This window comes from Pseudomonas sp. Tn43, from assembly GCF_014192635.1.
Classification (GTDB): domain Bacteria; phylum Pseudomonadota; class Gammaproteobacteria; order Pseudomonadales; family Pseudomonadaceae; genus Aquipseudomonas.
In genome coordinates this window covers 539,674-563,108 of record NZ_JACHYG010000002.1, presented here as the reverse complement: position 1 = coordinate 563,108, position 23,435 = coordinate 539,674, and the positions used below count along the sequence as shown (strand labels likewise).

Sequence of the window (23,435 nt, the reverse complement as noted above, 5' to 3'; positions counted from 1 at the left end):
TATCCGGGACCGCTCATGATCAACCGTGCCAATAGAACATCGCCTTGGCCAGGATCACGATCAATACCATGTGCCCGAGAATGCTGCGGCGAATCCAGCTGGCGCGAGTCACGGTCAGGCGCGCATGGGTCAGCCAATAAGCCAGCAGCAAGTAATGACCGATGATGCTCAGGGCCAACAGGATCTTGAGGCTCAGCAACGTGCCAAAACTGCTGGCCAGCGGCTGACTCAATGCGCCCCGGTACTGCCACGCCAGGCCAATGCCGGCGCCATACAACAGCAACACCACACCATGCAGCACCTTGCGCGAACGCATGGCAATCGCCTGATCGGCCGTGGTTTGCGCAGTATCCACCAACCGCTGGCGCGCGCGATGCCAGATGACCACCTCGAAAAACAGCGTGCCGATGAAAGCAATCGCTGCCAGCAAATGCGTGACCAGTAAAAAGGGATACATCAGCGCCAGCCTCTGTCAGTTCGCGTGCTCATCCCGGATGACCGTCGACCCGGGCCCGCAACAGCATCGGCCCATAACGCCAGGCATACAGCGCAAACGCCAGCGCCCAGCAAAGACCCGCCAGCCACAATGCCGGCAAAGGAAAGAACTCGACCAACACGACCCGACTCAGGCACGCCAGGTTGAGCAAGATGAACGCCAGGGTCATGCCCGACGGCGGCTCCAGCGCACGGCCGGTATGCCCCAGGCTGACCCGCGCAATCATCGCCAACACCAGGCCGCCCATGGCCCCGATGGTCAGGCAATGCACCGCCAGGCTCGGATTGATCGGCACGCCGAAATGCCACAGCGCCATCCCGAGACACGCCACCGCCAGCCAGCCATAAGCCAGGTGCAGCGACCACAGCAACGGTACGTGCCAGAGTGCCCGGTCATGCCAGCGCACCAGTCGCACCAGATGCCCCGCCGCCAGCACCGCGAACAACAGGCCCACCCAGACAGTGGGGTTGAGCGCAGGTCCTGCGGCATATAACAACGCCACCAGCGGCGAGCCCACCAACAGCAATCTATCCAGCCAGGGCCAGGCGGCAACGCCTTCGACCCGGCCAAGGCCACGCTGGGTGAAGAACGGAATCACCCGCCCACCAATCAACCCCATCATCGCCGCCACCAGCCAGATGCCGCTCAGCACACCCTGGCGCTGCCAGCCTTCATGCCCCTCGACCAGGCCGTACAAGGACAACCCGTCGGCCACGGCCAACAACAGCAAGACCACCACAATCGGGTAGTTACGTTTCTGCCGCACCTTCCACAAGGTGAAACCCATGAGCACCGCCACCGCCAACGGGAACGCCAGTTCCAGCACCGCGAGCAACGGCCACGGCGCGTTGGCCAGCCAAGCCACTCGCGCCAATAACCACAGCAGCGTCAGAGCGGCCAACGGTTTGCCGCTGAGGCCGGGGCGACCGGTCCAGGTCTGCACGGCCGTCAGCAGAAAGCCCGCGATAATCGCCAAGCCGAACCCGAACAGCAATTCATGCCGATGCCAGCCCAGCCAACCGCCTGCCGGTTGCCAGTCGGACATCGAACCACTAAAAGCGACCAGCCACAGCGGAACGGCCAGCACCGCCAACAGGCAGCCGGCGAGGAAAAACGGCCGAAAGGCCAGCCGAAACAGCGGCGTGATGGCCATCGCTTTACGGCGGTCAAGCACTTGCATAAAACCACTCCTCTACCTTGTTGCCGACCTTTGCGCCCACCCGCAGGCGCCGAGGTAAATCCAGGGCAATCATCGGGTATTACCGATTCCTTGCCGTTGTCGCAGATCAAGTGTGCAAAGGACGTGCCCCGATGCCTGGACCGGGAGAATGATGGCCCCGTGGCGAGGGGGCTTGCCCCCGTTGGAGTGCGAAGCGCTCCCAGGATCAGCACCCGCGGCGCGTCAGATAGAACCCATCTGCCGGTTTACGACTGCTGCGCAGCCGAACGGGGGCAAGCCCCCTCGCCACAGAAGTGATCGGTTGCCAGGGTAAAAATGACCATTTCAGGGTTATTTACACCCTGCAGAGCATAGTCTTTTTTACCCTCATGCTTGAGAACCCCCATAAACAAGGCTCTCCAAGCCTGGCCCGCGTCTTGCTCTGCATGGGCAACCTTTCAAAAATCCTGGATCCCTTTCGATTACCCGGAGTCGTCATGAAAAAAGTCATCCAGCCACTGGCCTGGTTTGTTGTGTTGACCTCGATCCTGGCCCTGGCCAGTGGCGTTTCCCTGGTTCTCGTCTGACCTGTCCTCCCTTCTCTGTCTTCAGGATGAATTCCCATGGTGCTTCATCGCGTCCATCACCAGATTCTGCGCAGTCATCACTTGTTCGAGCCGTTGAATGAAGAACAGCTGGATGAATTGATGAGTACCAGCCACTTGTTGAGCATCGACAAAGGCGAGCCGTTGTTTCGTCAAGGTGAGCCGGCCGATTCGTTCTATTTCATCATTGCCGGCGCGGTGAAAATCTACCGGCTGACCCCCGATGGGCAGGAGAAAGTGTTCGAGGTCATCAGCGATCGGCAAACCTTCGCCGAGGCGATGATGCTGATGGACACCCCGAACTATGTGGCCTCTGCCGAAGCGATCTGCCCTACCCAGCTCTACCGGTTATCCAACAGCACTTACATGCGCCTGCTGCAGAGCAACAGTCGGCTGACCTTTGCACTGCTGGGCAAGCTCTGCGTTCGCTTGCATCAACGGGTCAATGAAATCGAAACCCTGTCGCTGAAAAACGCCACCCACCGGGTCGTGCGTTATCTGCTGACGCAACTGGTGCGCCAGCAAACCGTTGACAGCCAATTCGAGCTGCCGATGGCCAAGCAATTGATTGCCGGGCATCTGTCGATCCAGCCGGAAACCTTTTCGCGGATCATTCGCCGCTTGATCGATGAAAACATCATCACTCAGGACGGCCGCCAGATCGCCATTCTTGATCGCCTGCGCCTGGAACAGTTCGAGTGAGTGCCATGCCTGTCTGCCTGTATTGCCAACACGCCAACCCACCACAAAAGATCGAGTGCCGCCAATGCGGCATGCCCCTGCCGGTACTGGCCGAACATGCCGAAGAACGTCGCCAGCGTCGATTCATGTGGTTCTGCGTTGGCCTCACGATCTTCTGCGTGACGATGTTTTTCTGGCTGCCGCGCAGTTGAAGACCGCACATATCCCCTGTAGCAGCTGGCGCAGCCTGCGTCCCTGTAGCAGCTGCCGAAGGCTGCGTTCGGCTGCGAAGCAGTCGTAATCCTGAGCCCACGGTACTACTGAAACACCGCAGTGAATGGTTTTACGACTGCTTCGCAGCCGAACGCAGGCTGCGCCAGCTGCTACAAGGACGCAGGTGGTCAAGGACATCACAGTTGAGTCAGCTGGCGGTACAACTGCGGCAAGCGCAGCGGTAATTGTTCGGGCTGACGGATCAAGGTGTAGCCATTGGCACCGAACATGTACGGCAGGTAATCCCCGGCCTCGCGATCGATCGTGATACAGAACGGCGTCAGCCCCTGACGCCGCGCCTGCAGCACCGCCTCGCGGGTGTCTTCGACACCGTAGCGCCCTTCATACAGGTCCAGATCATTCGGTTTGCCATCCGTGAGCAGCAGCAACAGTTTGCTGCGCCGCTTGCTCGTGCCCAATAGTTGCGTGGCCTGTCGAATGGCGGCGCCCATGCGCGTGTAATACCCCGGCTTGAGCCCTTGAATGCGACCTCGGGTGGTGTCGTCATAACGCTGGGTGAACGCCTTGAGTTCCTGCATGCGTACTTGCTGACGGCGCAGCGAGGAAAACCCGTACAGGGCGAAATCATCGCCCAACACCGACAAGGTTTCGCCGAACAGCAGCAGGCTGTCGCGGATGACATCAATCACTCGATGCTCATCGTTCAGGTGGGCATCGGTGGACATCGACACGTCGGCCAGCAACAGGCACGCCAGGTCGCGGCGGGTCTGCCGTTGCTCCATGAACAGACCCCGTTCGGCACACTGGCCATGCTCGCGCTCAACGTGAAAATCCAGCCAGGCCTGCATGTCCAGCTCAGAGCCCTGGGGTTGCTGGCGTAACCATTGGCGGTCGTTGCGCAGGTGCTCGAACTGGCGCCGCAAGCGGTGCGCCGAAGCTTTCAATCGCGAGGGCAACGGCTGCGCCTCACAGTCACGGGGTACCATCATTTGCAGGTTGACGAAACTGTCCTGCATCTGTTGTTTGCGGTAGTCCCACTCCGGCAACTTGATGCCCTCGCCGAGGGGAATATCGTCGACATCGGCCGGTGGCAGATCCAGGTGCAGCTTAAGGCCGCCGCCCTTGCGCAGACGGGTGCGCGACAGGGTCAGTTCATCCAGATCATCGGCGACTCGGGCGGCGTCCGGGTCTTCGCTGTCGTCCGACCAGCGATCCAGATCCACGTGCTCGGTCCAGCTGAACAGGTTTTCCAGGCGCACCACCAACAGCCCGCCATCGCGGGTGCTTTCATCGATCCGTGTTGCGCGTTTACGCCCGCTTTTCTGTTCGCCGGGCAGCGTGGTCAGCGACTCTTCGGATTCATCGCCCAGATCCGCAGCCTGCGGGCTGGCGAGGTTTTGCGGCGGATACAACCACAGCGGCAGCGGCCATGCGGCCCGTTCGCTGCGGGGGAAATGCTCGACACTGCCCGGTTCGCGCAGCGCCTGGCGCAGCGCCCGTTCCAGTGCGGCTTCGCTGGGGTTCAACGAGGCCGGATCGGGGCGCAATTGCAGATGCCCATCGACCAGTCGTTTGTAACGAGCACGCAACGCGGGATAGCGTTGCAACAGCTGCTGCGTCCAGCGTTGATTGTCCCGCCCCCAGTGGCGCATCGGCCCGGCCTGTGCCGCCAGCAAGGCGAGCCAGCGATAAAGTTCCTCGTTCAGGGCGACTTCAGGGAACACCGCCAGGCTCGATGGCAGCCGCAAATTATTCGCGTCACACCACGCCAACGGCACTTGTTTGCAGGTGCCGGCGATCTGCTGCAACACATTTCGGCGCAGCAGCAGATCGCGGTCGCTGGCCGCTTCCACACCGATGCCATTGGCGCCGCCCATGGCGCGAAACAACAGCGCCAGCGGGCGTTGCTGGCTGGCCAGTTCAACCCGCGCTTCAGGGAAGTCCGGGCTGGCACGCCGGATGATGAAACGATGCCAGACACTGCCTACCCACTCTTCCAGTTCGACGGTAAATGCCATGATGCTTGCCCTTGCTGGAAACCAAAAAAACGGCCCGCTGTATCAGCCGGGCCGACCTTTTCTAGCCATTGCACCCGCTCATGAAGGTACAACCGCAGCCGGGGCGCGCAAGGCGGCGCGGCCACGTTGCCTGAAGCTGAGCAGGTAACAGAGCAAGCCGGCGAAGAAGCCGAGACCGGCGCCCAGACGTGCCCAGAACAGCACCTGCAAATGTTCGACCGTGGACATGAACGGCAACGCGATTCCGTCGGCCTGCCAGCGTTGCAGGTAAACCTGGACGACACCGGCAGCGGTAAGGAACAGCGTGATCATCACCATCGACAGGGTCATCAACCAGAAGCCCCAGATTTCAAAAGTCTGCGAACGCTCGTCAGCGGCTTCACCCAGCCCGCGTAAACGCGGCATGGCGTAGCTGATCAAGGTCATCACGATCATTGCGTAAGCACCGTAGAAGGCCAGGTGACCGTGAGCCGCCGTCAGTTGCGAACCGTGGGTGTAGAAGTTGACCGGTGCCAGGGTGTGCAGAAAACCCCAGACACCCGCACCGAAGAACGCAGTGACGGTGGTGCCCTTGGCCCACAGGGTGGCGGCGCGGTTCGGGTGTTGCCGGCGACGGTTCTTCACCATGCTGAAGGCGAAGATCACCATGGCCAGGAACGGCAGCGGTTCGAATGCGGAGAAAATCGAGCCGACCCACAACCAGACCTCAGGCGCACCAATCCAGAAGAAGTGGTGACCGGTGCCGATGATCCCGGTAATCAGCGCCATGGCGATGATCACGTACAGCCATTTCTCCACCACTTCCCGGTCGACACCGGTGATCTTGATCAGGACAAAAGCGAGCATCGACCCCATGATCAGTTCCCACACGCCTTCCACCCAAAGATGCACCACCCACCACCAGTAGAACTTGTCGCGGGCCAGGTTGCCGGGGTTGTAGAAGGAGAACAGGAAGAACACCGCCAGGCCGATCAGCCCGGTCATCATCACCATGCTGACGGTGGTCTTGCGACCTTTGAGCAGGGTCATGCCGATGTTATAGAGAAAGCCCAGGCACACCACCACAATGCCCATCTTGGTGATGGTCGGCTGCTCCAGGAACTCCCGGCCCATGGTTGGCAGCAACTCGTTGTGGGTCAGTTTGGCCAGGCCTGCATAAGGCACCAGCAGATAGCCGAGGATCGTCAGCACGCCCGCGGCGGCGAATACCCAGAACAGAATGATCGCCAGCTTCGGACTGTGCAGTTCACGGTCGGCCTCTTCCGGAATCAGGTAATAGGCAGCGCCCATGAAGCCGAACAGCAGCCAGACGATCAGCAGGTTGGTGTGCACCATCCGCGCCACGTTGAAGGGAATGATCGGGAACAGAAAGTCGCCCACCACGTACTGCACACCCATGATCAAACCGAACAGCACCTGACCGAGAAACAGCATCAGGGCGAACACGAAGTACGGTTTGGCCACGGCTTGCGAGGCGAATTTCAGATGCGGATTAGCCATGCTCATCTCTTAGCCCTCCTTGTTTGGCGGCCAGTTATTGGTGTTGATGTTCGAGCTCCATTTGAGGAACTCGGCGATGTCATCCACCTCTTGCTCACTCAACTTGAACTGCGGCATCGCGCGCCGGCCCGGTACGCCCAGCGGCTGCATTTTCATCCAGGCATGCAGAAAGGGTTTGAAACCTGTCTCCCCGCCACGCCGCTGGAACACATTGCCCAGCTCCGGCGCAAAGTAGGCGCCTTCGCCCAGCAGCGTGTGGCAGCCGATGCAGTTGTTTTGCTCCCAGACCGTCTTGCCGCGAATCACCGATTCGGTTAACTGCGCCTCGTTGCTGCGCACTGGAAAGGTCTGTTCCGTGTGATAGGTCAAGGCCAGGAATATCAGGAAGAAAAAGATACTTCCCCCGAAGTAGATATTCCTGGCCATGCCTTTGGTGAAGGTCTCTGACATGGTCGCTTCCTCTTTGCTTGGCGTGCCCATGATAGAAAGCGAAGGGTTGAAACCTGCTTGATGGCGATCAAGAAAGGCAGATGGTTTTGGTCGGGTATTGGCACCATAAAGCCGAACGCCTGCCCCTGTGGCGAGGGGGCTTGCCCCCGTTCGGCTGCGCAGCAGTCGCAAATCTATGAATGCGATATGCCTGATGAAATGTGATTGCAGGTTTTAGGGCTGCTTCGCAGCCCAACGGGGGCAAGCCCCCTCGCCACAGGTGATTAGTCGAGCGACATCAGCGTCAGCCCCACAACCACCGCCAACACCACCGCCCAGCTCACCATCAGCCGCCGCCACAATCGCGGAGCATGGCGCATTTCCATAAAGCCATCGGTAATCAACCAGGCCTTGCCCACCGCCACCAGCAAAATGGCCACCGACAGCAACCATGTTGCGCCTGTCTGTGCCAGCACCACGGTGCACACACTTAACGCGGCCAGCGCTGCCCAACAGATCAGCAAAAACCTGGAAGCCGACATCAGAACCTCCGTCAATTCAGCACGTAGACCAGCGGAAACAGCACCACCCAGATCAGATCGACCATGTGCCAATACAGCACACCCGATTCAAGCCCGCTGCGGTTGGCGGCGTTGTACAGGCCACGACGGCAACGCTCGGCCAGCCAGCCGAGGATGACCATGCCGAGCAGTACATGGAGAAAATGAAAACCGGTGAGGATCCAGTAGAGGGTGAAAAAGGTGTTGTGCTCCAGGCCCAGCCCCGAGGCCAGCAAGTGCCGGTATTCCGTGAGTTTCAACACCACGTAGACACTGGCCGCGAACAACGCTGCCAGCAGGTAGACAGCACCGTGGCGAGACCGAGAGCGCTTGACGTGCTCTTGAGCGAGCGCGGCGAACAGCCCGGCGGTGAGCAGGCTCAGGGTCATCGCCAGGCCGGTAGAGGTGTTGAGCAACAGACGGCTTTCACCGAACAGCTGCGGTTTGAGTGCCTGGGTCACGGCGAACGCCAGAATCAGAATGGCGAACACCGACAGCTCGGCCAGAATGAAAAACCACATCGCCAAATCACCCGGCAAGTGCCCCGGCGCAACGCGTCTGAACTCAGCCGAAGTGGACATCAACCACGCCCATCAGCGCCGCAACCGTCAGCGGATCATCACTCAGCGGCTCGGCCAGGCAGGCCATGCACGCTTCACGCGGGCTCATGCCGGAGCGGATCATTCGCGCAGTAAAAATCAGCAACCGCGTGGAGGCGACTTCCTCCAGGTCATGTTGATCCAGCCGGCGCAGGGCCTGTCCCAGCCTGACCACTTGGGCCGCCAGCGCGCTGTCCACCTGCGCTTCCCGGGCGACAATGCGCTCTTCATCGGCCACCGGCGGATAGCCGAAACGCATCGCCACAAAGCGTTGCCGGGTGCTGGGTTTCATGCCTTTGAGCAGGTTCTGGTAGCCGGGGTTGTACGACACCACCAGCATGAATGACGGCGGCGCCTGCAGTACTTCGCCGGTGCGTTCCAGGAACAACTCGCGACGGTCATCGGCCAGTGGATGCAACACTACCACCGTGTCCTGACGCGCTTCGACCACTTCGTCCAGATAACAAATACCGCCCTCACGTACCGCGCGGGTCAGTGGCCCGTCCTGCCACCAGGTGCCCTGGGCACCGATCAAATGGCGGCCGATCAGGTCGGCGGCGCTCAAATCGTCATGGCAAGCCACGGTGTACAGCGGCAGTTTCAACCGATGGGCCATGTGCTGGACGAAACGGGTCTTGCCGCACCCCGTCGGGCCTTTGATCAGCACCGGCATGCCGTGTCGCCAGGCTTGCTCGAACAGCGCCTCCTCATTGTTGAGCGGTTGATAGAAGGGGTCGCAAGACTGGATTCGGTCCATGGGCTGTCTGTTCCAAAAGCGGATTCAAGCCACACGCTACGGGCCCCTGCGACAACCTGGCAAGTGACATGGCCGGCAAACTTGATCGCGGTCAAGCAAGCATTGGCCTGCTCGGGCATAGCCTTGCACGGCACTAAGAACCTGCGTTCTGCGCTGCCGTTTCAGCACATCGCAAAGGTCTTGCCTGAGGAGAAATGGAATGCTGATCAGCAATAGAAAAACGTTTGCTCTGACTGTCGCCACATGGTGTTCGGCGCTGGCCCTTGCGGTGACTCATGCGGCCCGGGCCGACGAGCCCGCTGCCGCTGCGGCCAGCCCGCTAATGATCAAAGCCGCCGGGGCGCCCGACATGAGTCAGGCCGAGTTCGACTCATCCAAGGAAATTTATTTCCAGCGCTGCGCCGGCTGCCACGGTGTTCTGCGCAAAGGCGCCACTGGCAAACCACTGACACCGGACATCACCCAGTCCCGCGGGCAACCGTTTCTGGAGGCGTTGATTACCTACGGTTCACCGGCGGGCATGCCGAACTGGGGGACGTCCAATGCGCTGACCAAGGATCAGATCACGTCAATGGCCAAGTTCATTCAGCACGCGCCGCCGACGCCACCTGAATGGGGCATGGCCGAGACGCTGAAAACCTGGAAAGTGCTGGTCAAGCCTGAGGACCGTCCGAAGAAGCAATTGAGCAAACTCAATCTGCCCAATCTGTTTTCGGTGACGTTGCGCGATGACGGCAAGATTGCCCTGATCGACGGTGACAGCAAGAAAATCGTCAAGTTGATCGAGACCGGTTATGCGGTGCACATCTCGCGGATTTCCGCCTCCGGTCGCTACCTGCTAGTGATTGGTCGAGACGCGCGAATCGACATGATCGACCTGTGGCCGGTGGAGCCGACCAAGGTCGCCGAAGTCAAAGTGGGCATCGAGGCGCGCTCGGTGGAGACCTCCAAGTTCAAGGGCTACGAAGACAAATACACCATCGCCGGCTCCTATTGGCCGCCGCAATTCACCATCATGGATGGCGAAACCCTGGAGCCCAAACAGATCGTCTCGACCCGCGGCATGACCGTCGACAAGCAGGAATATCACCCTGAACCACGGGTCGCGGCGATCATCGCCTCCCATGAATGGCCGGAGTTCATCGTTAACGTCAAAGAAACCGGCAAGGTCATGCTGGTAAATTACCAGGACATCAAAAACCTCACCATCACCTACATCGATGCTTCGCCCTTCCTGCATGACGGCGGTTGGGACAGCACGCACCGCTACTTCATGACCGCCGCCAACAACTCCAACAAAGTCGCGGTGATCGACTCCAAGGATCGCAAGCTGGCCGCTTTGGTGGAGGTCGGGAAAACCCCTCACCCGGGGCGTGGCGCCAACTTCAACCATCCCACTTACGGGCCCGTCTGGGCCACCAGCCACCTCGGTGATGACGGCATTTCGCTGATTGGCACCGACCCGGTCAAACACCCGCAATTCGCCTGGAAACAGGTCGCCTCGCTCAAAGGCCAGGGCGGCGGATCCTTGTTTATCAAAACCCACCCGGACTCCCGCCACCTGTATGTCGACACCACCCTCAACCCGGACGCCAAGCTGAGCCAGTCGGTGGCGGTGTTCAACATCGACAAACTCGACGCCGGCTACACCGTGCTGCCCATCGCCGAGTACGCCGGCATCAAGCAAGGCGCGATGCGGGTGGTACAGCCGGAATACAACAAGGCCGGCGATGAAGTCTGGTTTTCCGTATGGAGCGGTCAGTCAGAGGAGTCGGCGCTGGTCGTGATCGACGACAAAACGCTGAAGCTCAAATCAGTCATCAAGGACAAGCGACTGATCACCCCCACCGGAAAATTCAACGTCTACAACACCCAACACGACATCTATTGAGCTCCATCAATGCAAGGAATCCCCATGAAAAATATTCTGTTTTCACTGTTCGCCCTGACCGCTGCGCTGAGCGTGCAGCCGGCCATGGCCCAAGACGGCCAGGAGCTGTTCAAGAGCAAACCCTGCGCCGCCTGCCATTCCATCGACACCAAGCTGGTCGGCCCGGCGCTCAAGGATGTCGCGGCCAAGAATGCGGGCGTGGCCGGGGCTGTGGACACCCTGGCCAGCCACATCAAGAACGGTACGCAAGGCAACTGGGGCCCGATGCCAATGCCGGCAAACCCGGTGACGGATGAAGAAGCGAAGACACTTGCAACCTGGGTCCTGAGTCTCAAATAGCCAACTGGAGGGCGCCATGAAGGTTTATCGACACGCTGCGATTCTGGCGGCCCTCCTCCTCATTTGTGCAACCACGGTTGCCGCGCCCGATGCCAAGCGTCAGGCACAACTCGAACACCTGCTGGCCCAGGACTGCGGCGCCTGCCATGGCCTGCACATGACCGGCGGGCTGGGTCCCGACCTGACCCGCGCAACGCTGGCGGGCAAGTCCAGGGACAGCCTGATAGCCACCGTCAGCCACGGCCGGCCCGGCACCGCAATGCCCGGTTGGGCCCCTCTGCTCAGCCCGGATGACATCCGTTGGCTGGTCGATCTTCTTCTCCAGGGATACCCCGCACCATGATCCGATCAACCCTGCTTATAGCGGCGACCGGGCTGTTGTTATCCGCGTGTGTTCAGACACCGTTGCGTGGCACCGGCGATCTGGGCGTGGTGGTGGAGCGCGCCACCGGCAGCGTGCAAATCATCGAAAGCGACACCCGCACGGCACTGGTCCGACTCGAGGGTTTGGGCGATTTGTCCCATGCCTCGGTGGTGTTTTCCCGCGACCAGCGTTATGCCTATGTGTTCGGCCGCGACGGCGGGCTGAGCAAGATCGACCTGCTGACCCAACGCATCGATCAACGGCTGATACAGGGCGGCAACAGCATCGGCGGCGCGATCAGTCAGGACGGCAAACTCATCGCCGTGTCCAACTACGTGCCCGGCGGGGTCAAGGTGTTCGATGCCGAAAACCTGCAACTGGTGGCCAATATTCCGGCCACGCCCCTGGCCGATGGCAGCAAGCGCTCACGGGTGGTCGGCCTGGTCGATGCGCCCGGTCAGCGTTTTGTGTTCAGCCTGTTCGATACCGGCGAGATCTGGAGCGCCGACTTCAGTCAGGGCAACACGCCGCAAATCAGCCGTTTCACCGGCATCGGCCAGCAACCCTATGACGCGTTGGTGACCCCGGATGGTCGCTATTACATGGCGGGACTGTTCGGCGAAGACGGCATGGCGCAACTCGACCTCTGGCACCCCGAGCGCGGGGTGCAGCGAGTGCTCGGCAATTACGGACGCGGCCAGGCGAAACTGCCCGTCTACAAAATGCCGCATCTGGAAGGCTGGGCCATCGCCGATCACCAGGCCTTCGTGCCCGCCGTCGGCCGGCATCAGGTGCTGGTGATGGATTCGCGTACGTGGAAGCAGACTGCTGCCATCCCGGTGGCTGGCCAACCGGTGTTCGTCACGTCGCGGCCGGACGGTCGGCAGCTGTGGGTCAATTTCGCCTACCCGGACAATGATCGGGTTCAAGTCATCGACACTGAAACCCATGCCGTGGTTGCCGATCTGCGGCCAGGGCCGGCGGTGCTGCACATGGAATTCACCGCGCGCGGCGATCAGTTGTGGCTGTCGTTACGCGATGGCGATCAGGTTCAGGTCTGGGACCCGTACAGCCTGAAGCAACTGAGCACCCTTCCCGCCACCGCGCCGAGCGGCATCTTCTTCAGCAGTCGCGCGCAAAAAATGGGTTATTGACATGAACCTCGACCTGCTCAGCCGCCAATTGATCGACCGCTTCCAGCACGGCATGCCGCTGTGCGCGGAACCGTACAAGGAGATGGCGCGGATGCTCGGTTGTTGCGAGGCCCAGGTGATGGCCTGCCTGGAAGAAATGGATCAGGCCGGCGCCCTCTCACGGATCGGCCCGGTGTTCGAACACAGTCGCGCCGGGGCTAGCACCCTCGCCGCCCTCGCCGTGCCCGCCGAACGCTTGCAACAGGTCGCCGAACACATCAGCCAATACCCCGAAGTCAACCATAACTACGCGCGGGAGCATTTCTACAACCTGTGGTTTGTGCTGACCGGCCCTGATCGCCAACACATCGAACGGGTTCTCGAACAACTTGAGAACGACACCGGCCTCATGCCGCTGGATCTGCCGATGCAGACGGCTTACCGCATCGACCTCGGTTTTGCCCTGGGAGAAAGCTCATGAAGCCGGGGTTGACTCCCACACAGGCACTGGCGCTGCGTCGGCAGCTGGAAGGCGGATTGCCGCGGGTATCGCGCCCCTATCAGGCCCTCGCCGAACGAATAGACGCCGACGAAAGCCAGGTGCTCGCGCAAATGCGCCAGTGGCACGAGCAAGGGCTGTTTCGCCGGATCGGTCTGGTGCTCAACCATCGCGCGCTGGGGTTTACCGCCAACGCCATGCTGGTGCTGGATGTGCCGGATGCGCTGATCGACGAAGTCGGCCAACGCCTGGGCCGGGCGCACGGCATTACCCTCTGCTACCAACGGCCGCGGCGTCTGCCGCAGTGGCGCTACAACCTCTTTTGCATGGTTCACGGGCGCCGACGCGCGCAGGTCGAGGCGCAGATTCAGGCGTTGCTGGAAGAACACTTGCTGAGCGATCTGCCCCATCAATTGCTGTTCAGCACTCACGCGTTCAAACAGTGCGGCGGACGCTTTACCCCCTCACCAATCGGAGCCCCCACCCATGGATGACCTCGACCGTCGGCTGATCAACCGTCTGCAACTGGGCCTGCCGCTGGTGCGCCACCCGTGGCAGGCACTGGCCGCCGAACTGGACAGCAGCAGCAGCAGCGAACTGCTCGACCGCCTCCATGATTTGCTGGAAGACGGCATGCTCACCCGTTTCGGCCCGATGTTCGACATCGAACGACTCGGCGGCGCCTTCACTCTTGCTGCGCTGGCGGTGCCGGAAGAGCGTTTCGAAGCCGTCGCCGAGCAACTGCACGCGCTGCCTGAAGTGGCGCACAACTACCGACGCGAACACGCCTGGAACATGTGGTTCGTACTCGCTTGCCCGACCGAACAAGGTATCACCCAGACCCTGCAGCACATCGAAACCCTGACTGGCCTGCCGCTGCTCAACTTGCCCAAAGAGGAGACCTACCATGTCGGTCTGTACTTCCCGGTCTGAAGACACCCTGGCTCAGCGTCTGATCGAGCTGACCCAGGCCGGCCTGCCGCTGCTGGACGATCCGTGGGCCTGGCTCGCCGAACAGCTGGAGCTGAGCATCGAATCCACCCTGGACTTGCTCAAGCGTTTGCAGGCCGAGGGCGCCATCCGGCGTATCGCCGCCGTCCCCAACCACTATCGCCTGGGCTATCGCTACAACGGCATGACGGTCTGGGATGTGCGCGATACCGACATGCCACGCCTGGGCGCGCTGATCGGTGCGCAGCCCTTCGTCAGTCATTGCTATCGACGCCCGCGACGTACCGCGTGGCGCTACAACCTGTTCGCCATGGTCCACGGTCGCAGCCGCGAGGAGATCGACAGCTACCGCGAACACCTGCGCTACTTGCTGGGCGAAGCCTGCGCCGCCGACGAGATGCTGGTGAGCAGCCGCATCCTGAAGAAAACCGGTTTGCGCGTCGTGCCGGCCAGTTCGACGCACACCGTGTAGCAGCTGGCGAAGCCTGCGTTCGGCTGCGCAGCAGTCGTTAAATCAGGCAGTGCGGTATGTCAGACACACCACGCATACAGGTTTTACGACTGCTGCGCAGCCGAACGCAGCCTCGCAAGCTCGGCAGCTGCTACGGGCATCAGGTTTGCGTTTACCACCCGCTTCGCGCAGAACACACCCCCGACTCAAGGAGATTTGCATGTTGAGGATCAGCCAATACCTGCGCGCCCTGGCCGGCCACGCGCCTGCTCCCAGAACCAGCCCACCGGGCAGCAACCGGCCGCCGGTGGTGATCTGGAACCTGCTCAGGCGCTGCAACCTGACTTGCAAACACTGCTACGCCACGTCCGCCGACAGCGTCTTTCGCGATGAACTGGATACGCCCGCCGCGCTGGCCGTGATCGACGATCTGCACGACGCCGGGGTGAAGGTGCTGATTCTTTCCGGCGGTGAACCCATGTTGCGCGACGATCTGTTTGTGCTCAGCGCCTACGCCCGCACCCACGGTATGTTTGTTGCGTTGTCCACCAACGGCACGCTGATCAATGAGCAGAACATCGCGCAGATCCGCGCGGCGAATTTTGATTATGTCGGGATCAGCATCGATGGCCTGGAAGCCACCCATGATGCATTCCGCCAACTCAAGGGCAGCTTCGCCAGCTCCATGCGGGCGATCCGCCTCTGTCGTGAACAGGGTATTCGCGTCGGCCTGCGCACTACCCTGACCCAGGAGAACCACCAACAATTGCCGCAATTGCTGGCGCTGATGCGCGAGTACGACGTGCAGAAATTTTATCTGTCGCACCTCAACTACAGCGGTCGCGGCAAACGCAGCCGCAAGCTCGACGCCCGGCAGCAGATGAGCCGCAAAGCGATGACGCTGATCTTCGAACGGGCCTGGCAAGACATCGAGCGCGGTCGCGACAGCGATTTTGTCAGTGGCAACAACGATGCCGACGCAATTCTCTTGCTGCAATGGGTGGGCCTGCATCTGCCCGAACATTACCCGCGCCTGGAACACATGCTTAGGGCCTGGGGCGGCAACGCCTCGGGCAGCGGCATCGCCAACATCGACAACACCGGCGAAGTGCACCCCGACACCTATTGGTGGCAGCACTCGGTGGGCAACGTCCGGCACACGCCGTTTCGCACGCTCTGGCTGGACCGGCCGGACGCCTTGTTGCAGCAACTGCGTGCACATCCGCGCGCCGTCGGTGGCCGTTGCGGCCAATGCCGCTGGCTGAACATCTGCAACGGCAATACCCGCACCCGCGCCTGGGCCGAAGGCGACCTCTGGGGCCAGGACCCCGGTTGCTATCTCAGCGATGAAGAAATCGGTATGCCGCCATTAATGACCATCCCTTGCGTCATGCACTGAAGCACCCGCCTGGCGAGCCATCTGGCAAAGGATGGAGCCGGCCCACCTGATGAAGAACCAAGGACGTCACATGCACCCATCGATTGTTTTACCAGCCGCACTTGCGTCCCCGTTCAGACCGGGCGAAGTGGCCCTGGTCGGCGCCGGCCCCGGTGATCCAGGCCTGCTGACCCTGCGCGCCTGGAGCCTGTTGATGCAGGCCGACGCCGTGGTTTACGACCGCCTGATCAGCCCCGAGCTGCTGAGCTTGATCCCTCTCACCTGCGCCCGGCATTACGTTGGCAAGGTCAGCGGATGCCACAGCCTGCCCCAGGAACAGATCAACGAACTGCTCGCCGACCTTGCCGATCAGGGGCAGCGCGTGGTCCGGCTCAAGGGCGGCGATCCGTTTATATTCGGTCGTGGCGCCGAAGAACTGGAATACCTGCTGCAACGCCACATCGATTGCCAGGTGGTCCCGGGCATCACCGCCGCTTCCGGCTGCAGCGCTTATGCCGGCATTCCGCTGACCCACCGGGACCTGGTCAATTCCTGCCGCTTCATTACCGGGCATTTGCAGCGCGATGGTGAATTGCAATTGCCCTGGAGCAGCCTCGCCGACAACAGCCAGACCCTGGTGTTTTACATGGGGTTATCGAACCTCGGGATTATCGCCCAGCGCCTGATCGAAGCCGGAATGGCCGCCGATACACCGGCGGCGCTGATCAGCAATGGCACGCGTCCCGACCAGTACGTCGCTCGAGGCACATTGCGGCAGTTGCCGACCCTGGCGCTGGATTGCCCACCGGGCATTCCGACGCTGACGGTGATCGGCAAAGTGATCGATCTGTTCGCCACCCGAGAGCAGGAATATCCGGCGCGCTTTTACGCCGCTCCCGTGTCGCAACGCCACGGTAAGGTGGCGATATGAAGCGCATGCTGCTTGCCCCTTTGTTATGGATCGGTACAGCTCATTCCGGTGCACTACCATCCTCCGACGCGGCCGCCGACCTCTACCAACAGCATTGCCAGCGCTGCCATGGCGCCAACCGTTTCGGCGGTACGGGGCCAGCCTTGCTGCCGGAGAGCCTGAGCCGGATCAAACCCGATGAAATCCGCAGCGTCATCCAGAACGGGCGCCCCGCGAGTCAGATGATCGGGTATGCCAGCGTGTTCAATCCCGCCCAGATCGACGCGCTGGTGAACTACCTTCGGCAACCACCGGCCACCCCGCCTGTCTGGAGTAACGAGGACATTCGCGGCAGTCATTCCATCCTCGCCGACATCAGCAAACTGCCCGACACGCCCCAGCATGGCGCCGATCCGCTGAACCTGTTTGTGGTGGTGGAAGCCGGCGACCATCACATCGACATCCTCGACGGCGATCGTTTCGAGGTGCTGGCGCGGTTTACTACGCACTTTGCGGTGCACGGCGGGCCAAAGTTCTCGCCGGATGGACGCTTCGTCTACGTCGCCTCACGGGATGGCTGGGTCAGCCTGTATGACTTGCACAACCTGAAGCTGATCGCCGAGGTCCGCGCCGGGCTCAATACCCGCAACCTGGCGGTGAGCAAGGATGGTCGCTGGGTGCTGGTGGGCAATTATCTGCCGGGCAATCTGGTAATACTCGATGCCCGCGATCTGTCGCCGGTCAAAACCATCCCCGCAATCGGCCAGGACGGCACCGCGTCACGGGTCAGCGCGGTCTACACCGCCCCGCCACGGGACAGTTTCATCGTGGCGCTCAAGGATGTGAAGGAAGTCTGGGAACTGTCGAGCGCCGGCACACCGGACTTCGAACCGCGTCGTATCAAAGCCGAAGATGTGCTGGACGACTTTTCCTTTTCACCGGACTACAAGCAACTGCTGGCCACCTCGCGCAAGGCCAAGGGCGGTCAGGTAGTCGATCTCGACAGTGGCAAGGTGGTCACCGACATACCGCTGCCGGGCATGCCGCATCTGGGGTCCGGGACCTATTGGAAACGTAACGGTGAGTGGGTGTTCGCCACGCCGAACATCAGCAAGGGACTGATCTCGGTCATCGATTTCAAGACCTGGAAACTGATCAAGGAAATTCCGACCCTCGGCCCGGGGTTCTTCATGCGCAGTCACATCAACTCGCGGTATGCCTGGACCGACGTGTTCTTCGGGCCAGATAACGATGCGATCCACCTGATCGACAAACAAACCCTGGAAGTCGCCCACACCTTGCGCCCGATGCCCGGCAAGACCGCCGCCCATGTCGAGTTCACCCGCGATGGCCGCTACCTGCTTTTGAGTATTTGGGCTAACGATGGCGCGTTGATTGTGTACGACAGCAATACCCTCAAAGAGATCAAGCGCCTGCCGATGAACAAGCCGTCGGGCAAATATAACGTGGGTAACAAGATTGAGTTTGTGGAGGGAACTTCGCATTAACCTGCGATCTTTAGATCGTTCCCACGCTCCGCGTGGGAATGCATCCCGTGACGCTCCGCGTCACCAGTGCGCAGGACTCAAGCCTTGCGTCGACAGCGGGACGCAGAGCGTCCCCGGCGGCATTCCCACGCGGAGCATGGGAACGATCAGTGAGTAGGCGCTGACTGCTGTTGATCTTGCTTTGGCTGTTGATCTTGATCTGCCCCGTCGGAAGGCCGAGCGCAGGTTCTGCGCAGTGGGCACCGCGGCAAGGATGCCGCGGTAGCCGCCCCCGGCCATGGATGGCCGATGGCGGCGGGCCCACGGAGCAGGACCGGAGTGAGGGCATGGCGAGCCGCAAGATTGAATTTGCGGAGAGGACTTCGCATTAATCTGTGGTGCGCCCAAAAGATCGCAGCCTTCGGCAGCTCCTACATTTGAATGGCGTACACCCTGTAGGAGCTGCCGAAGGCTGCGATCTTTTGGCGATGGGACACTCGCCAACATTCTGCGCGGCTTCACCCCAACGTATAACCGTTATCAACCTTCCAATCCTGCCCATAAACACCCCGGGCGCCTTGGGACAGTTGAAAGATAATCACATTGGCCACCGCCGACGCATCCAGAAAATGCCCCGGCAGCAGACGTTTGACCAAGGTGTCAGCGACGTCATCGAGTTCACCATCGCTCAACCCCAGGTTGTCCCACATCGAGGTCGCGGTCGGCCCCGGCGAGACCAGATTGATGCGCACGTCATAACGCGCAAATTCCACCGCCAGTGTGCGTGCCTGAGCCGCCAGCGCGGCCTTGCTGGCGATGCAGGCGGCCAGGCCGGGAAAGCTCGAACCGGTCAGGAAACTACCGACAAACACCACCGAAGCCGGGCTCGCCAACTCGCCGCGCAACGCCGCCAGGGTGTTCAACGCCCCGGCACCGTTGACCGCCCATTGGCGCTGGAAGGCCGGCATGTCCAGGCTGTCGGCCATTTCGGCAATGCCCGCGTTAGGCACCAGATAATCCACCCGCCCCAGCGTTGCCGCCCGCCGGGCCAGCCCTTGAAGGTCTTCCTGGCAGGTAACGTCCCCGGCGCACCATTGCAGCCGTTCGCCGTAGATCTGCTGCAAGGCCGGCAATTCACCGACGGTGCGTGACATCGCCAACACCTTGACCCCACGCGGCAACAGCGCGGCGCACAACGCCAGGCCAATCCCGGAACTGGCACCGGTGATCACCGCCAGACGATCCTGAAACTCGGTTTGCATCATGTTCTCCTGGGCATCGTTAATGCCAAGCACTGAGGACGTTGTGAGCCCCTATCTTTGAACAGACGCAGAAATACCGACTTGACGGCGATCACTTTTCTCAATGGCTCGCCGATCAATGAGCCGAGTGCGACATCGCTGGCTGCTGCTGAAGTATCGCTTGATCGATTTCGCTGAAACGCAGCACACGACCGCCCTGGTCGGCGGCCAGTTTCTCCGCCGCCTGCTGACTGGAGAACGACGCCAGCACCACACCCATTGCCCCCTTGAGTTGGGTGCCGATCACGTAGAATGCATCCTTGGCATCGATCAGGTGGGCATCGTTGGGTGCGTTCCATGGGCTGCGGCCCATGTCGTGGACATACAACCGGGCCTCGCCATGATGATTTTCCGGTTGCAGCCACCAACCGATCATCTCCGCCGTGGAGCAGAATTTCCTGATGCCGCTGCGCTCGACCACTTCGCCCTTGGGCCCGGGGAAGCCGTCGATGATCATGCCGCAAACATGGCATTCATCACTGGGATGAAAGGCAGTGGCGGCGTCGCTGTAGGTGGCTTGCACGGGTTTGTCACAGGCCGTCAGCAGCAGACAGACCATCAGGCCCGCCGCGGCGCGTACCGTCGTCGAATACAGATTACTCATCGTCAGATGCTCCAAAAACCAAGGTGTGAATTCATGTCGCCCGTCGACGGAACAGCAACCAGGCCAAGCCCAAAGGCACCGCCACCCACAGCAACAGGCACAACCAGAGCATCGAGCCCGGCACCGGCAAATCGCTGCCCAACGTCAGCACACCAGCGCTACCGGCGCCGGGCTCGAAACCGGAGAGATTGATCAAGCGATAGACGTCGGCGGGATTGAGCAGCAGTAACCACGGCAACACCTTGGGGTTGAACTGCCCTTCGCTGAGCACCAGCAGTGCCAACAGCGCGAGGTCGAACACCAGCACGAAGAAGAACCACACCCCCAGCGCCAAGCCGGCGGCCGTGGATTTCTCGGCAGACACACTGCTCAGCACATAGGCCAGCCCCAAAAAGCCCCAGCCCAGTAATGTCGATGACAGCATGAATCGTCCAAACGCCCAGAGCAGCAGGTTCAGTTCGACATCCTCCACCAGCACCGCAATCGCAAGCATCGCGCAGCCGAAACCGATGACAATCGCCAGCGCCAGGATCAATCCGTGGCCGACGAACTTGCCGAGCAGAATGTGCCCGCGCCCCAGCGGATAGGTCAGTAACAGCAACAACGTGCCGCTTTCGTCTTCGCCGACGATGGCGTCATAGGCCAGCAGCAAGGCAATCAGCGGCATCAGGAATGTCGCCAGGCTGGCCAGGCTGGCGATGGTGGCCGGCACCGAAGTGAAACCCAATTGCCCGGAAGCCGCTGCCCCCAACCAGGCGATGCCGGTCGCCAGCACCGCGAACAACAGGCTGATCGCCAACAACCAGCGGTTGCGCAAACCGTCATTGAACTCCTTGCGGGCCATGTTCCAGATCGGGTTCATACGGTCTCTCCACTGGGGGTCGTACCGGCCCGCCCCATGTAATAGCGGTAGATGTCTTCCAGGGACGGTGGGTCGATTTCCACGTCCGCCGGCTCGTGTTCATTGAGCAACTGGCGCAACAAGTCCAGTTTGTTGCCAGTGAGCGCAGCCACTTCGAGACCCTCCACGCCCCAGCGCTGAGTGATATGCCCGGCGTTGTTCCAGGATTGCTGCAACGGCCCGGCGTGCTTGAGCCCGTTGGCGCGAATCAGCGTCGGCAAACCGGCCTTCTCGCGCAAACTGCGCAGACTGCCGAGGGCCAGCAAGCGCCCCCGGGTCAGAATCGCGGCACGGTTGATATGCGCTTCGACGCCCGGCAATACGTGGGAACAGAGAATGATGCTGGTGCCCTGGCTGCGCAGCCGGTCGAGCAACCGATAGAGGTCTTGAGTGGCGATGGGATCGAGGCCGACGGTCGGCTCGTCGAGCAGCAACAAGCGCGGCTCGCCGAGCAAGGCTTGGGCCAGTCCCAGGCGCTGGCGCATGCCTTTGGAATAAGTCTTGACCCGTCGATGCGCCGCGCCCGCCAGGCCGACTTCCTCCAGCAACACGTCCACTTGCGCCGGCGCTGCGCCTTTGAGGCGGGCGAAATGCCGCAAGGTCTCCTGGCCGCTCATCTGCGGATAGAAGGTCACGTTCTCCGGCAAATAGCCCAGCAGACGCCGAACCTGCGGATCACTGGGCGTGCGGCCGAACACCCGGACCTGCCCTTCACTGGCCTGAAGCAGACCGAGCACCAGTTTCATGCTGGTGGTCTTGCCCGCGCCGTTGTGCCCGAACAAGCCCAGCACTTCGCCTTCGCCCAGGCTCAGGTTCAATTGATGCAACACCGTGGTGTACCCATAGCGCTGGCTGACGCCTTCCATGTCGATGACGTTCATGCGGTGGGCTCCTGGGTCATGGGTCGTGTGGTGGGATTCATCAGCGGATGGCTGTCCAGGACGCCCGGCGACTTCATGACCGGAAAGGCCCGTTGTACCCAGCGCAGCAACTCGATCCCGGGGCTGTTCATCAACAGCCGCACCTGGGGGTACAGCCACAACAGGCGGTCGACGTTGTCGTTGGGTTCATAGGCGATATCGCCCAGGCCATCGTTGTTGCGATCCCAGCCCAGATAATCGCTCCAGTAATTGCCCCGGCCATCCGCCGACCATTCCTGCAAGCGGGTGGCGACGTATTTGACCTGCCGTTGGTTGCCGACAAAGGCGTTGTCGGCGATGCGGTTGTCTTCGGAGCCCGCGGTGAGGTGAATGCCCACGGCGCTGTGCTCGAAGTGGTTGTGTTCGATGCTGTTGAACAGCGAGTTGTAGATGAACAATGCCTTGCCCTCGGCGCCGCTGATCATGCTGTCACCGGTCGAGCCGTCGCGCACGTCCGTGACGAAGTTGTCGCGCAAGGTGGAATAGGTGATGTAGTTCATCAGGATGCCGTAGTTCTGATCCTGTTCAGAGCGGTTGCCGGTCACCGTGAGCTTGCGGCTTTGCATCAGGGCGTAGCCGGTGCGGGTGCGGCGGGTGGTGTTGCCGATCAGCCGGTTGTCGTTGGCGAACATGTAATGCACACCGTAACGCAGGTCTTCCAGGGTATTGCCCTGCAGCAGGTTGCCGTTGGAGGTGTCGATGTAGATGCCATCGCGGCTGTCGCGCACCTGATTGCCAATGACCCTGGCACCCTGCACCGCGTACAGATGAATACCGTTGCCGCGATCCTGGGAGCGCAGCGCCGGATCTCCCTGGATACGGTTGTCGATCAGGCTCGCATCCTGCGTCCTGTCGACCCAGATACCGAAACCCTGGCCCTGCAGGCGATTGCCTTTGATCACCGCGCCACGGGCCTGGGGCTGCAGAAACACCGCCGCATTCATGGCCGTAAGGTCGTGCCCCCAGTCCAGAAACGTACAGCCCTCGATGCGCACATCGGGCGCGCTGACCGTCACACCATTGCCCTGCCCTTGCGCCTGAAACACCGCGCCGGGCTCGCAGAGAATCTGCATCGGTTGATCGACGCTGAACGAGCCAACGTACTCGCCCGCTGGCAAGTGCCAGCGTTGTTCAGCGTCAACCCGCAACGGCAATGTGGTGATGGGTTGCACCGCCAGCGCGCTGCCGGACATCAGCAGGAGCGCAAACGCGACCTTGATCGGAGTGCGCTTGATATCGGTCATCGGCCCGCTCCCGTTGATTGGCAA

General features: G+C 61.3%; 26 protein-coding genes. 13 read left to right on the top strand and 13 right to left on the bottom strand.

The window, feature by feature from the left end; genetic code table 11:
• Positions 1-19: 19 nt before the first annotated feature.
• Both FHW68_RS06910 and FHW68_RS06905 read right to left on the bottom strand, forming a co-directional pair.
• The gene (locus FHW68_RS06910; protein ID WP_095631826.1) at positions 20-457 is read right to left on the bottom strand and encodes a hypothetical protein; all 438 of its coding nucleotides are present in this window, start codon (positions 455-457) and stop codon (positions 20-22) included.
• A 28-nt stretch (positions 458-485) separates the two neighbouring features.
• A complete protein-coding gene (locus tag FHW68_RS06905) occupies positions 486-1,676 on the bottom strand; it encodes an NnrS family protein (protein WP_095631825.1) in 1,191 nt (396 codons plus the stop codon).
• A 602-nt stretch (positions 1,677-2,278) separates the two neighbouring features.
• Here FHW68_RS06905 and FHW68_RS06900 point away from each other — a divergent pair.
• Together FHW68_RS06900 and FHW68_RS06895 are read left to right on the top strand one after the other, a co-directional pair.
• Positions 2,279-2,962, top strand: a complete 684-nt coding sequence (locus FHW68_RS06900) for a Crp/Fnr family transcriptional regulator (protein ID WP_008075049.1) — start codon at positions 2,279-2,281, stop codon at positions 2,960-2,962.
• A complete protein-coding gene (locus FHW68_RS06895; protein WP_183679527.1) occupies positions 2,959-3,153 on the top strand; it encodes a protein DnrP in 195 nt (64 codons plus the stop codon). Before FHW68_RS06900 ends, FHW68_RS06895 begins: the two co-directional genes overlap by 4 nt.
• Before the next feature lie 198 nt (positions 3,154-3,351).
• Here the strand turns inward: FHW68_RS06895 and FHW68_RS06890 are convergent, their stop codons facing one another.
• The 6 genes from FHW68_RS06890 to FHW68_RS06865 form a co-directional block, all read right to left on the bottom strand.
• Complete coding sequence (locus tag FHW68_RS06890) at positions 3,352-5,193, bottom strand: nitric oxide reductase activation protein NorD (protein ID WP_183679525.1); 1,842 nt, start codon at positions 5,191-5,193, stop codon at positions 3,352-3,354.
• A gap of 78 nt (positions 5,194-5,271) precedes the next feature.
• Positions 5,272-6,699: a cbb3-type cytochrome c oxidase subunit I gene (locus tag FHW68_RS06885; protein WP_095631820.1), complete on the bottom strand. Its 1,428-nt coding sequence runs from the start codon at positions 6,697-6,699 to the stop codon at positions 5,272-5,274.
• Positions 6,700-6,702: 3 nt separating this feature from the next.
• A complete protein-coding gene (locus FHW68_RS06880) occupies positions 6,703-7,143 on the bottom strand; it encodes a cytochrome c (protein ID WP_095631819.1) in 441 nt (146 codons plus the stop codon).
• Positions 7,144-7,406: 263 nt separating this feature from the next.
• Positions 7,407-7,664 carry a cytochrome C oxidase subunit IV family protein gene (locus FHW68_RS06875; RefSeq protein ID WP_183679523.1) on the bottom strand — a complete coding sequence of 86 codons (258 nt, stop codon included), beginning with the start codon at positions 7,662-7,664 and terminating at the stop codon, positions 7,407-7,409.
• Between the two features lie 11 nt (positions 7,665-7,675).
• Positions 7,676-8,263, bottom strand: coding sequence for a cytochrome c oxidase subunit 3 family protein (locus tag FHW68_RS06870; protein ID WP_183679521.1), 588 nt, complete (start codon positions 8,261-8,263; stop codon positions 7,676-7,678).
• Positions 8,247-9,038: a CbbQ/NirQ/NorQ/GpvN family protein gene (locus FHW68_RS06865; protein WP_183679519.1), complete on the bottom strand. Its 792-nt coding sequence runs from the start codon at positions 9,036-9,038 to the stop codon at positions 8,247-8,249. Before FHW68_RS06865 ends, FHW68_RS06870 begins: the two co-directional genes overlap by 17 nt.
• Before the next feature lie 199 nt (positions 9,039-9,237).
• On the opposite strand from FHW68_RS06865, the gene FHW68_RS06860 reads away from it, so the two are divergent.
• The 11 genes from FHW68_RS06860 to FHW68_RS06810 all read left to right on the top strand — a co-directional run bounded on the left by FHW68_RS06860 (position 9,238) and on the right by FHW68_RS06810 (position 18,462).
• On the top strand, positions 9,238-10,929 hold the full coding sequence (locus FHW68_RS06860; protein WP_183679516.1) for a cytochrome D1 domain-containing protein: 1,692 nt from the start codon (positions 9,238-9,240) through the stop codon (positions 10,927-10,929).
• Between the two features lie 24 nt (positions 10,930-10,953).
• A complete protein-coding gene (locus FHW68_RS06855; protein ID WP_052964437.1) occupies positions 10,954-11,268 on the top strand; it encodes a c-type cytochrome in 315 nt (104 codons plus the stop codon).
• 16 nt (positions 11,269-11,284) lie between these two features.
• Entirely contained in the window at positions 11,285-11,611 is a 327-nt protein-coding gene (locus tag FHW68_RS06850) for a cytochrome c (RefSeq protein WP_095631814.1), read from the top strand.
• Entirely contained in the window at positions 11,608-12,786 is a 1,179-nt protein-coding gene (locus FHW68_RS06845) for a cytochrome D1 domain-containing protein (protein WP_183679514.1), read from the top strand. Before FHW68_RS06850 ends, FHW68_RS06845 begins: the two co-directional genes overlap by 4 nt.
• A gap of 1 nt (position 12,787) precedes the next feature.
• Positions 12,788-13,246 (top strand): Lrp/AsnC family transcriptional regulator, encoded by a 459-nt coding sequence (locus FHW68_RS06840; RefSeq protein ID WP_183679512.1) that lies wholly within the window; start codon positions 12,788-12,790, stop codon positions 13,244-13,246.
• Complete coding sequence (locus tag FHW68_RS06835) at positions 13,243-13,758, top strand: AsnC family protein (protein ID WP_183679510.1); 516 nt, start codon at positions 13,243-13,245, stop codon at positions 13,756-13,758. Before FHW68_RS06840 ends, FHW68_RS06835 begins: the two co-directional genes overlap by 4 nt.
• Entirely contained in the window at positions 13,751-14,197 is a 447-nt protein-coding gene (locus FHW68_RS06830) for an Lrp/AsnC family transcriptional regulator (protein WP_183679508.1), read from the top strand. Before FHW68_RS06835 ends, FHW68_RS06830 begins: the two co-directional genes overlap by 8 nt.
• Positions 14,172-14,687 carry an Lrp/AsnC family transcriptional regulator gene (locus FHW68_RS06825; protein WP_095631809.1) on the top strand — a complete coding sequence of 172 codons (516 nt, stop codon included), beginning with the start codon at positions 14,172-14,174 and terminating at the stop codon, positions 14,685-14,687. Before FHW68_RS06830 ends, FHW68_RS06825 begins: the two co-directional genes overlap by 26 nt.
• Positions 14,688-14,886: 199 nt before the next feature.
• The gene (gene nirJ, locus FHW68_RS06820) at positions 14,887-16,065 is read left to right on the top strand and encodes a heme d1 biosynthesis radical SAM protein NirJ (RefSeq protein WP_183679506.1); all 1,179 of its coding nucleotides are present in this window, start codon (positions 14,887-14,889) and stop codon (positions 16,063-16,065) included.
• Between the two features lie 70 nt (positions 16,066-16,135).
• Entirely contained in the window at positions 16,136-16,975 is an 840-nt protein-coding gene (gene cobA / locus FHW68_RS06815; protein WP_183679504.1) for a uroporphyrinogen-III C-methyltransferase, read from the top strand.
• Positions 16,972-18,462 (top strand): nitrite reductase, encoded by a 1,491-nt coding sequence (locus tag FHW68_RS06810; RefSeq protein WP_183679502.1) that lies wholly within the window; start codon positions 16,972-16,974, stop codon positions 18,460-18,462. The genes cobA and FHW68_RS06810 overlap by 4 nt, the downstream gene beginning before the upstream one ends.
• Positions 18,463-18,959: 497 nt before the next feature.
• Here FHW68_RS06810 and FHW68_RS06805 read toward each other — a convergent pair whose 3' ends face one another.
• From FHW68_RS06805 to FHW68_RS06785, 5 genes are all read right to left on the bottom strand, one after another.
• Positions 18,960-19,703, bottom strand: coding sequence for an SDR family NAD(P)-dependent oxidoreductase (locus FHW68_RS06805; protein ID WP_183679500.1), 744 nt, complete (start codon positions 19,701-19,703; stop codon positions 18,960-18,962).
• A 115-nt stretch (positions 19,704-19,818) separates the two neighbouring features.
• Complete coding sequence (locus tag FHW68_RS06800; protein ID WP_183679498.1) at positions 19,819-20,346, bottom strand: nitrous oxide reductase accessory protein NosL; 528 nt, start codon at positions 20,344-20,346, stop codon at positions 19,819-19,821.
• 31 nt (positions 20,347-20,377) lie between these two features.
• Positions 20,378-21,208, bottom strand: coding sequence for an ABC transporter permease (locus FHW68_RS06795; protein ID WP_183679496.1), 831 nt, complete (start codon positions 21,206-21,208; stop codon positions 20,378-20,380).
• A complete protein-coding gene (locus FHW68_RS06790; RefSeq protein WP_183679494.1) occupies positions 21,205-22,128 on the bottom strand; it encodes an ABC transporter ATP-binding protein in 924 nt (307 codons plus the stop codon). The genes FHW68_RS06795 and FHW68_RS06790 overlap by 4 nt, the downstream gene beginning before the upstream one ends.
• Positions 22,125-23,411 (bottom strand): nitrous oxide reductase family maturation protein NosD, encoded by a 1,287-nt coding sequence (locus FHW68_RS06785; RefSeq protein ID WP_183679492.1) that lies wholly within the window; start codon positions 23,409-23,411, stop codon positions 22,125-22,127. The genes FHW68_RS06790 and FHW68_RS06785 overlap by 4 nt, the downstream gene beginning before the upstream one ends.
• Between the last annotated feature and the right edge of the window lie 24 nt (positions 23,412-23,435).

Bases quoted from the DNA above. Each gene is read 5' to 3' on its own strand.
- FHW68_RS06900 (WP_008075049.1), top strand. From the start codon at position 2,279: ATGGTGCTTCATCGCGTCCATCACCAGATTCTGCGCAGTCATCACTTG.
- FHW68_RS06835 (WP_183679510.1), top strand. From the start codon at position 13,243: ATGAAGCCGGGGTTGACTCCCACACAGGCACTGGCGCTGCGTCGGCAG.
- FHW68_RS06810 (WP_183679502.1), top strand. From the start codon at position 16,972: ATGAAGCGCATGCTGCTTGCCCCTTTGTTATGGATCGGTACAGCTCAT.
- FHW68_RS06850 (WP_095631814.1), top strand. From the start codon at position 11,285: ATGAAGGTTTATCGACACGCTGCGATTCTGGCGGCCCTCCTCCTCATT.
- FHW68_RS06870 (WP_183679521.1), bottom strand. From the start codon at position 8,263: ATGTCCACTTCGGCTGAGTTCAGACGCGTTGCGCCGGGGCACTTGCCG.
- FHW68_RS06845 (WP_183679514.1), top strand. From the start codon at position 11,608: ATGATCCGATCAACCCTGCTTATAGCGGCGACCGGGCTGTTGTTATCC.
- FHW68_RS06830 (WP_183679508.1), top strand. From the start codon at position 13,751: ATGGATGACCTCGACCGTCGGCTGATCAACCGTCTGCAACTGGGCCTG.
- FHW68_RS06860 (WP_183679516.1), top strand. From the start codon at position 9,238: ATGCTGATCAGCAATAGAAAAACGTTTGCTCTGACTGTCGCCACATGG.
- FHW68_RS06840 (WP_183679512.1), top strand. From the start codon at position 12,788: ATGAACCTCGACCTGCTCAGCCGCCAATTGATCGACCGCTTCCAGCAC.
- FHW68_RS06825 (WP_095631809.1), top strand. From the start codon at position 14,172: ATGTCGGTCTGTACTTCCCGGTCTGAAGACACCCTGGCTCAGCGTCTG.
- cobA (WP_183679504.1), top strand. From the start codon at position 16,136: ATGCACCCATCGATTGTTTTACCAGCCGCACTTGCGTCCCCGTTCAGA.
- nirJ (WP_183679506.1), top strand. From the start codon at position 14,887: ATGTTGAGGATCAGCCAATACCTGCGCGCCCTGGCCGGCCACGCGCCT.
- FHW68_RS06805 (WP_183679500.1), bottom strand. From the start codon at position 19,703: ATGCAAACCGAGTTTCAGGATCGTCTGGCGGTGATCACCGGTGCCAGT.
- FHW68_RS06855 (WP_052964437.1), top strand. From the start codon at position 10,954: ATGAAAAATATTCTGTTTTCACTGTTCGCCCTGACCGCTGCGCTGAGC.
- FHW68_RS06885 (WP_095631820.1), bottom strand. From the start codon at position 6,699: ATGAGCATGGCTAATCCGCATCTGAAATTCGCCTCGCAAGCCGTGGCC.
- FHW68_RS06865 (WP_183679519.1), bottom strand. From the start codon at position 9,038: ATGGACCGAATCCAGTCTTGCGACCCCTTCTATCAACCGCTCAACAAT.
- FHW68_RS06875 (WP_183679523.1), bottom strand. From the start codon at position 7,664: ATGTCGGCTTCCAGGTTTTTGCTGATCTGTTGGGCAGCGCTGGCCGCG.
- FHW68_RS06785 (WP_183679492.1), bottom strand. From the start codon at position 23,411: ATGACCGATATCAAGCGCACTCCGATCAAGGTCGCGTTTGCGCTCCTG.
- FHW68_RS06890 (WP_183679525.1), bottom strand. From the start codon at position 5,193: ATGGCATTTACCGTCGAACTGGAAGAGTGGGTAGGCAGTGTCTGGCAT.
- FHW68_RS06795 (WP_183679496.1), bottom strand. From the start codon at position 21,208: ATGAACCCGATCTGGAACATGGCCCGCAAGGAGTTCAATGACGGTTTG.
- FHW68_RS06910 (WP_095631826.1), bottom strand. From the start codon at position 457: ATGTATCCCTTTTTACTGGTCACGCATTTGCTGGCAGCGATTGCTTTC.
- FHW68_RS06790 (WP_183679494.1), bottom strand. From the start codon at position 22,128: ATGAACGTCATCGACATGGAAGGCGTCAGCCAGCGCTATGGGTACACC.
- FHW68_RS06800 (WP_183679498.1), bottom strand. From the start codon at position 20,346: ATGAGTAATCTGTATTCGACGACGGTACGCGCCGCGGCGGGCCTGATG.
- FHW68_RS06905 (WP_095631825.1), bottom strand. From the start codon at position 1,676: ATGCAAGTGCTTGACCGCCGTAAAGCGATGGCCATCACGCCGCTGTTT.
- FHW68_RS06880 (WP_095631819.1), bottom strand. From the start codon at position 7,143: ATGTCAGAGACCTTCACCAAAGGCATGGCCAGGAATATCTACTTCGGG.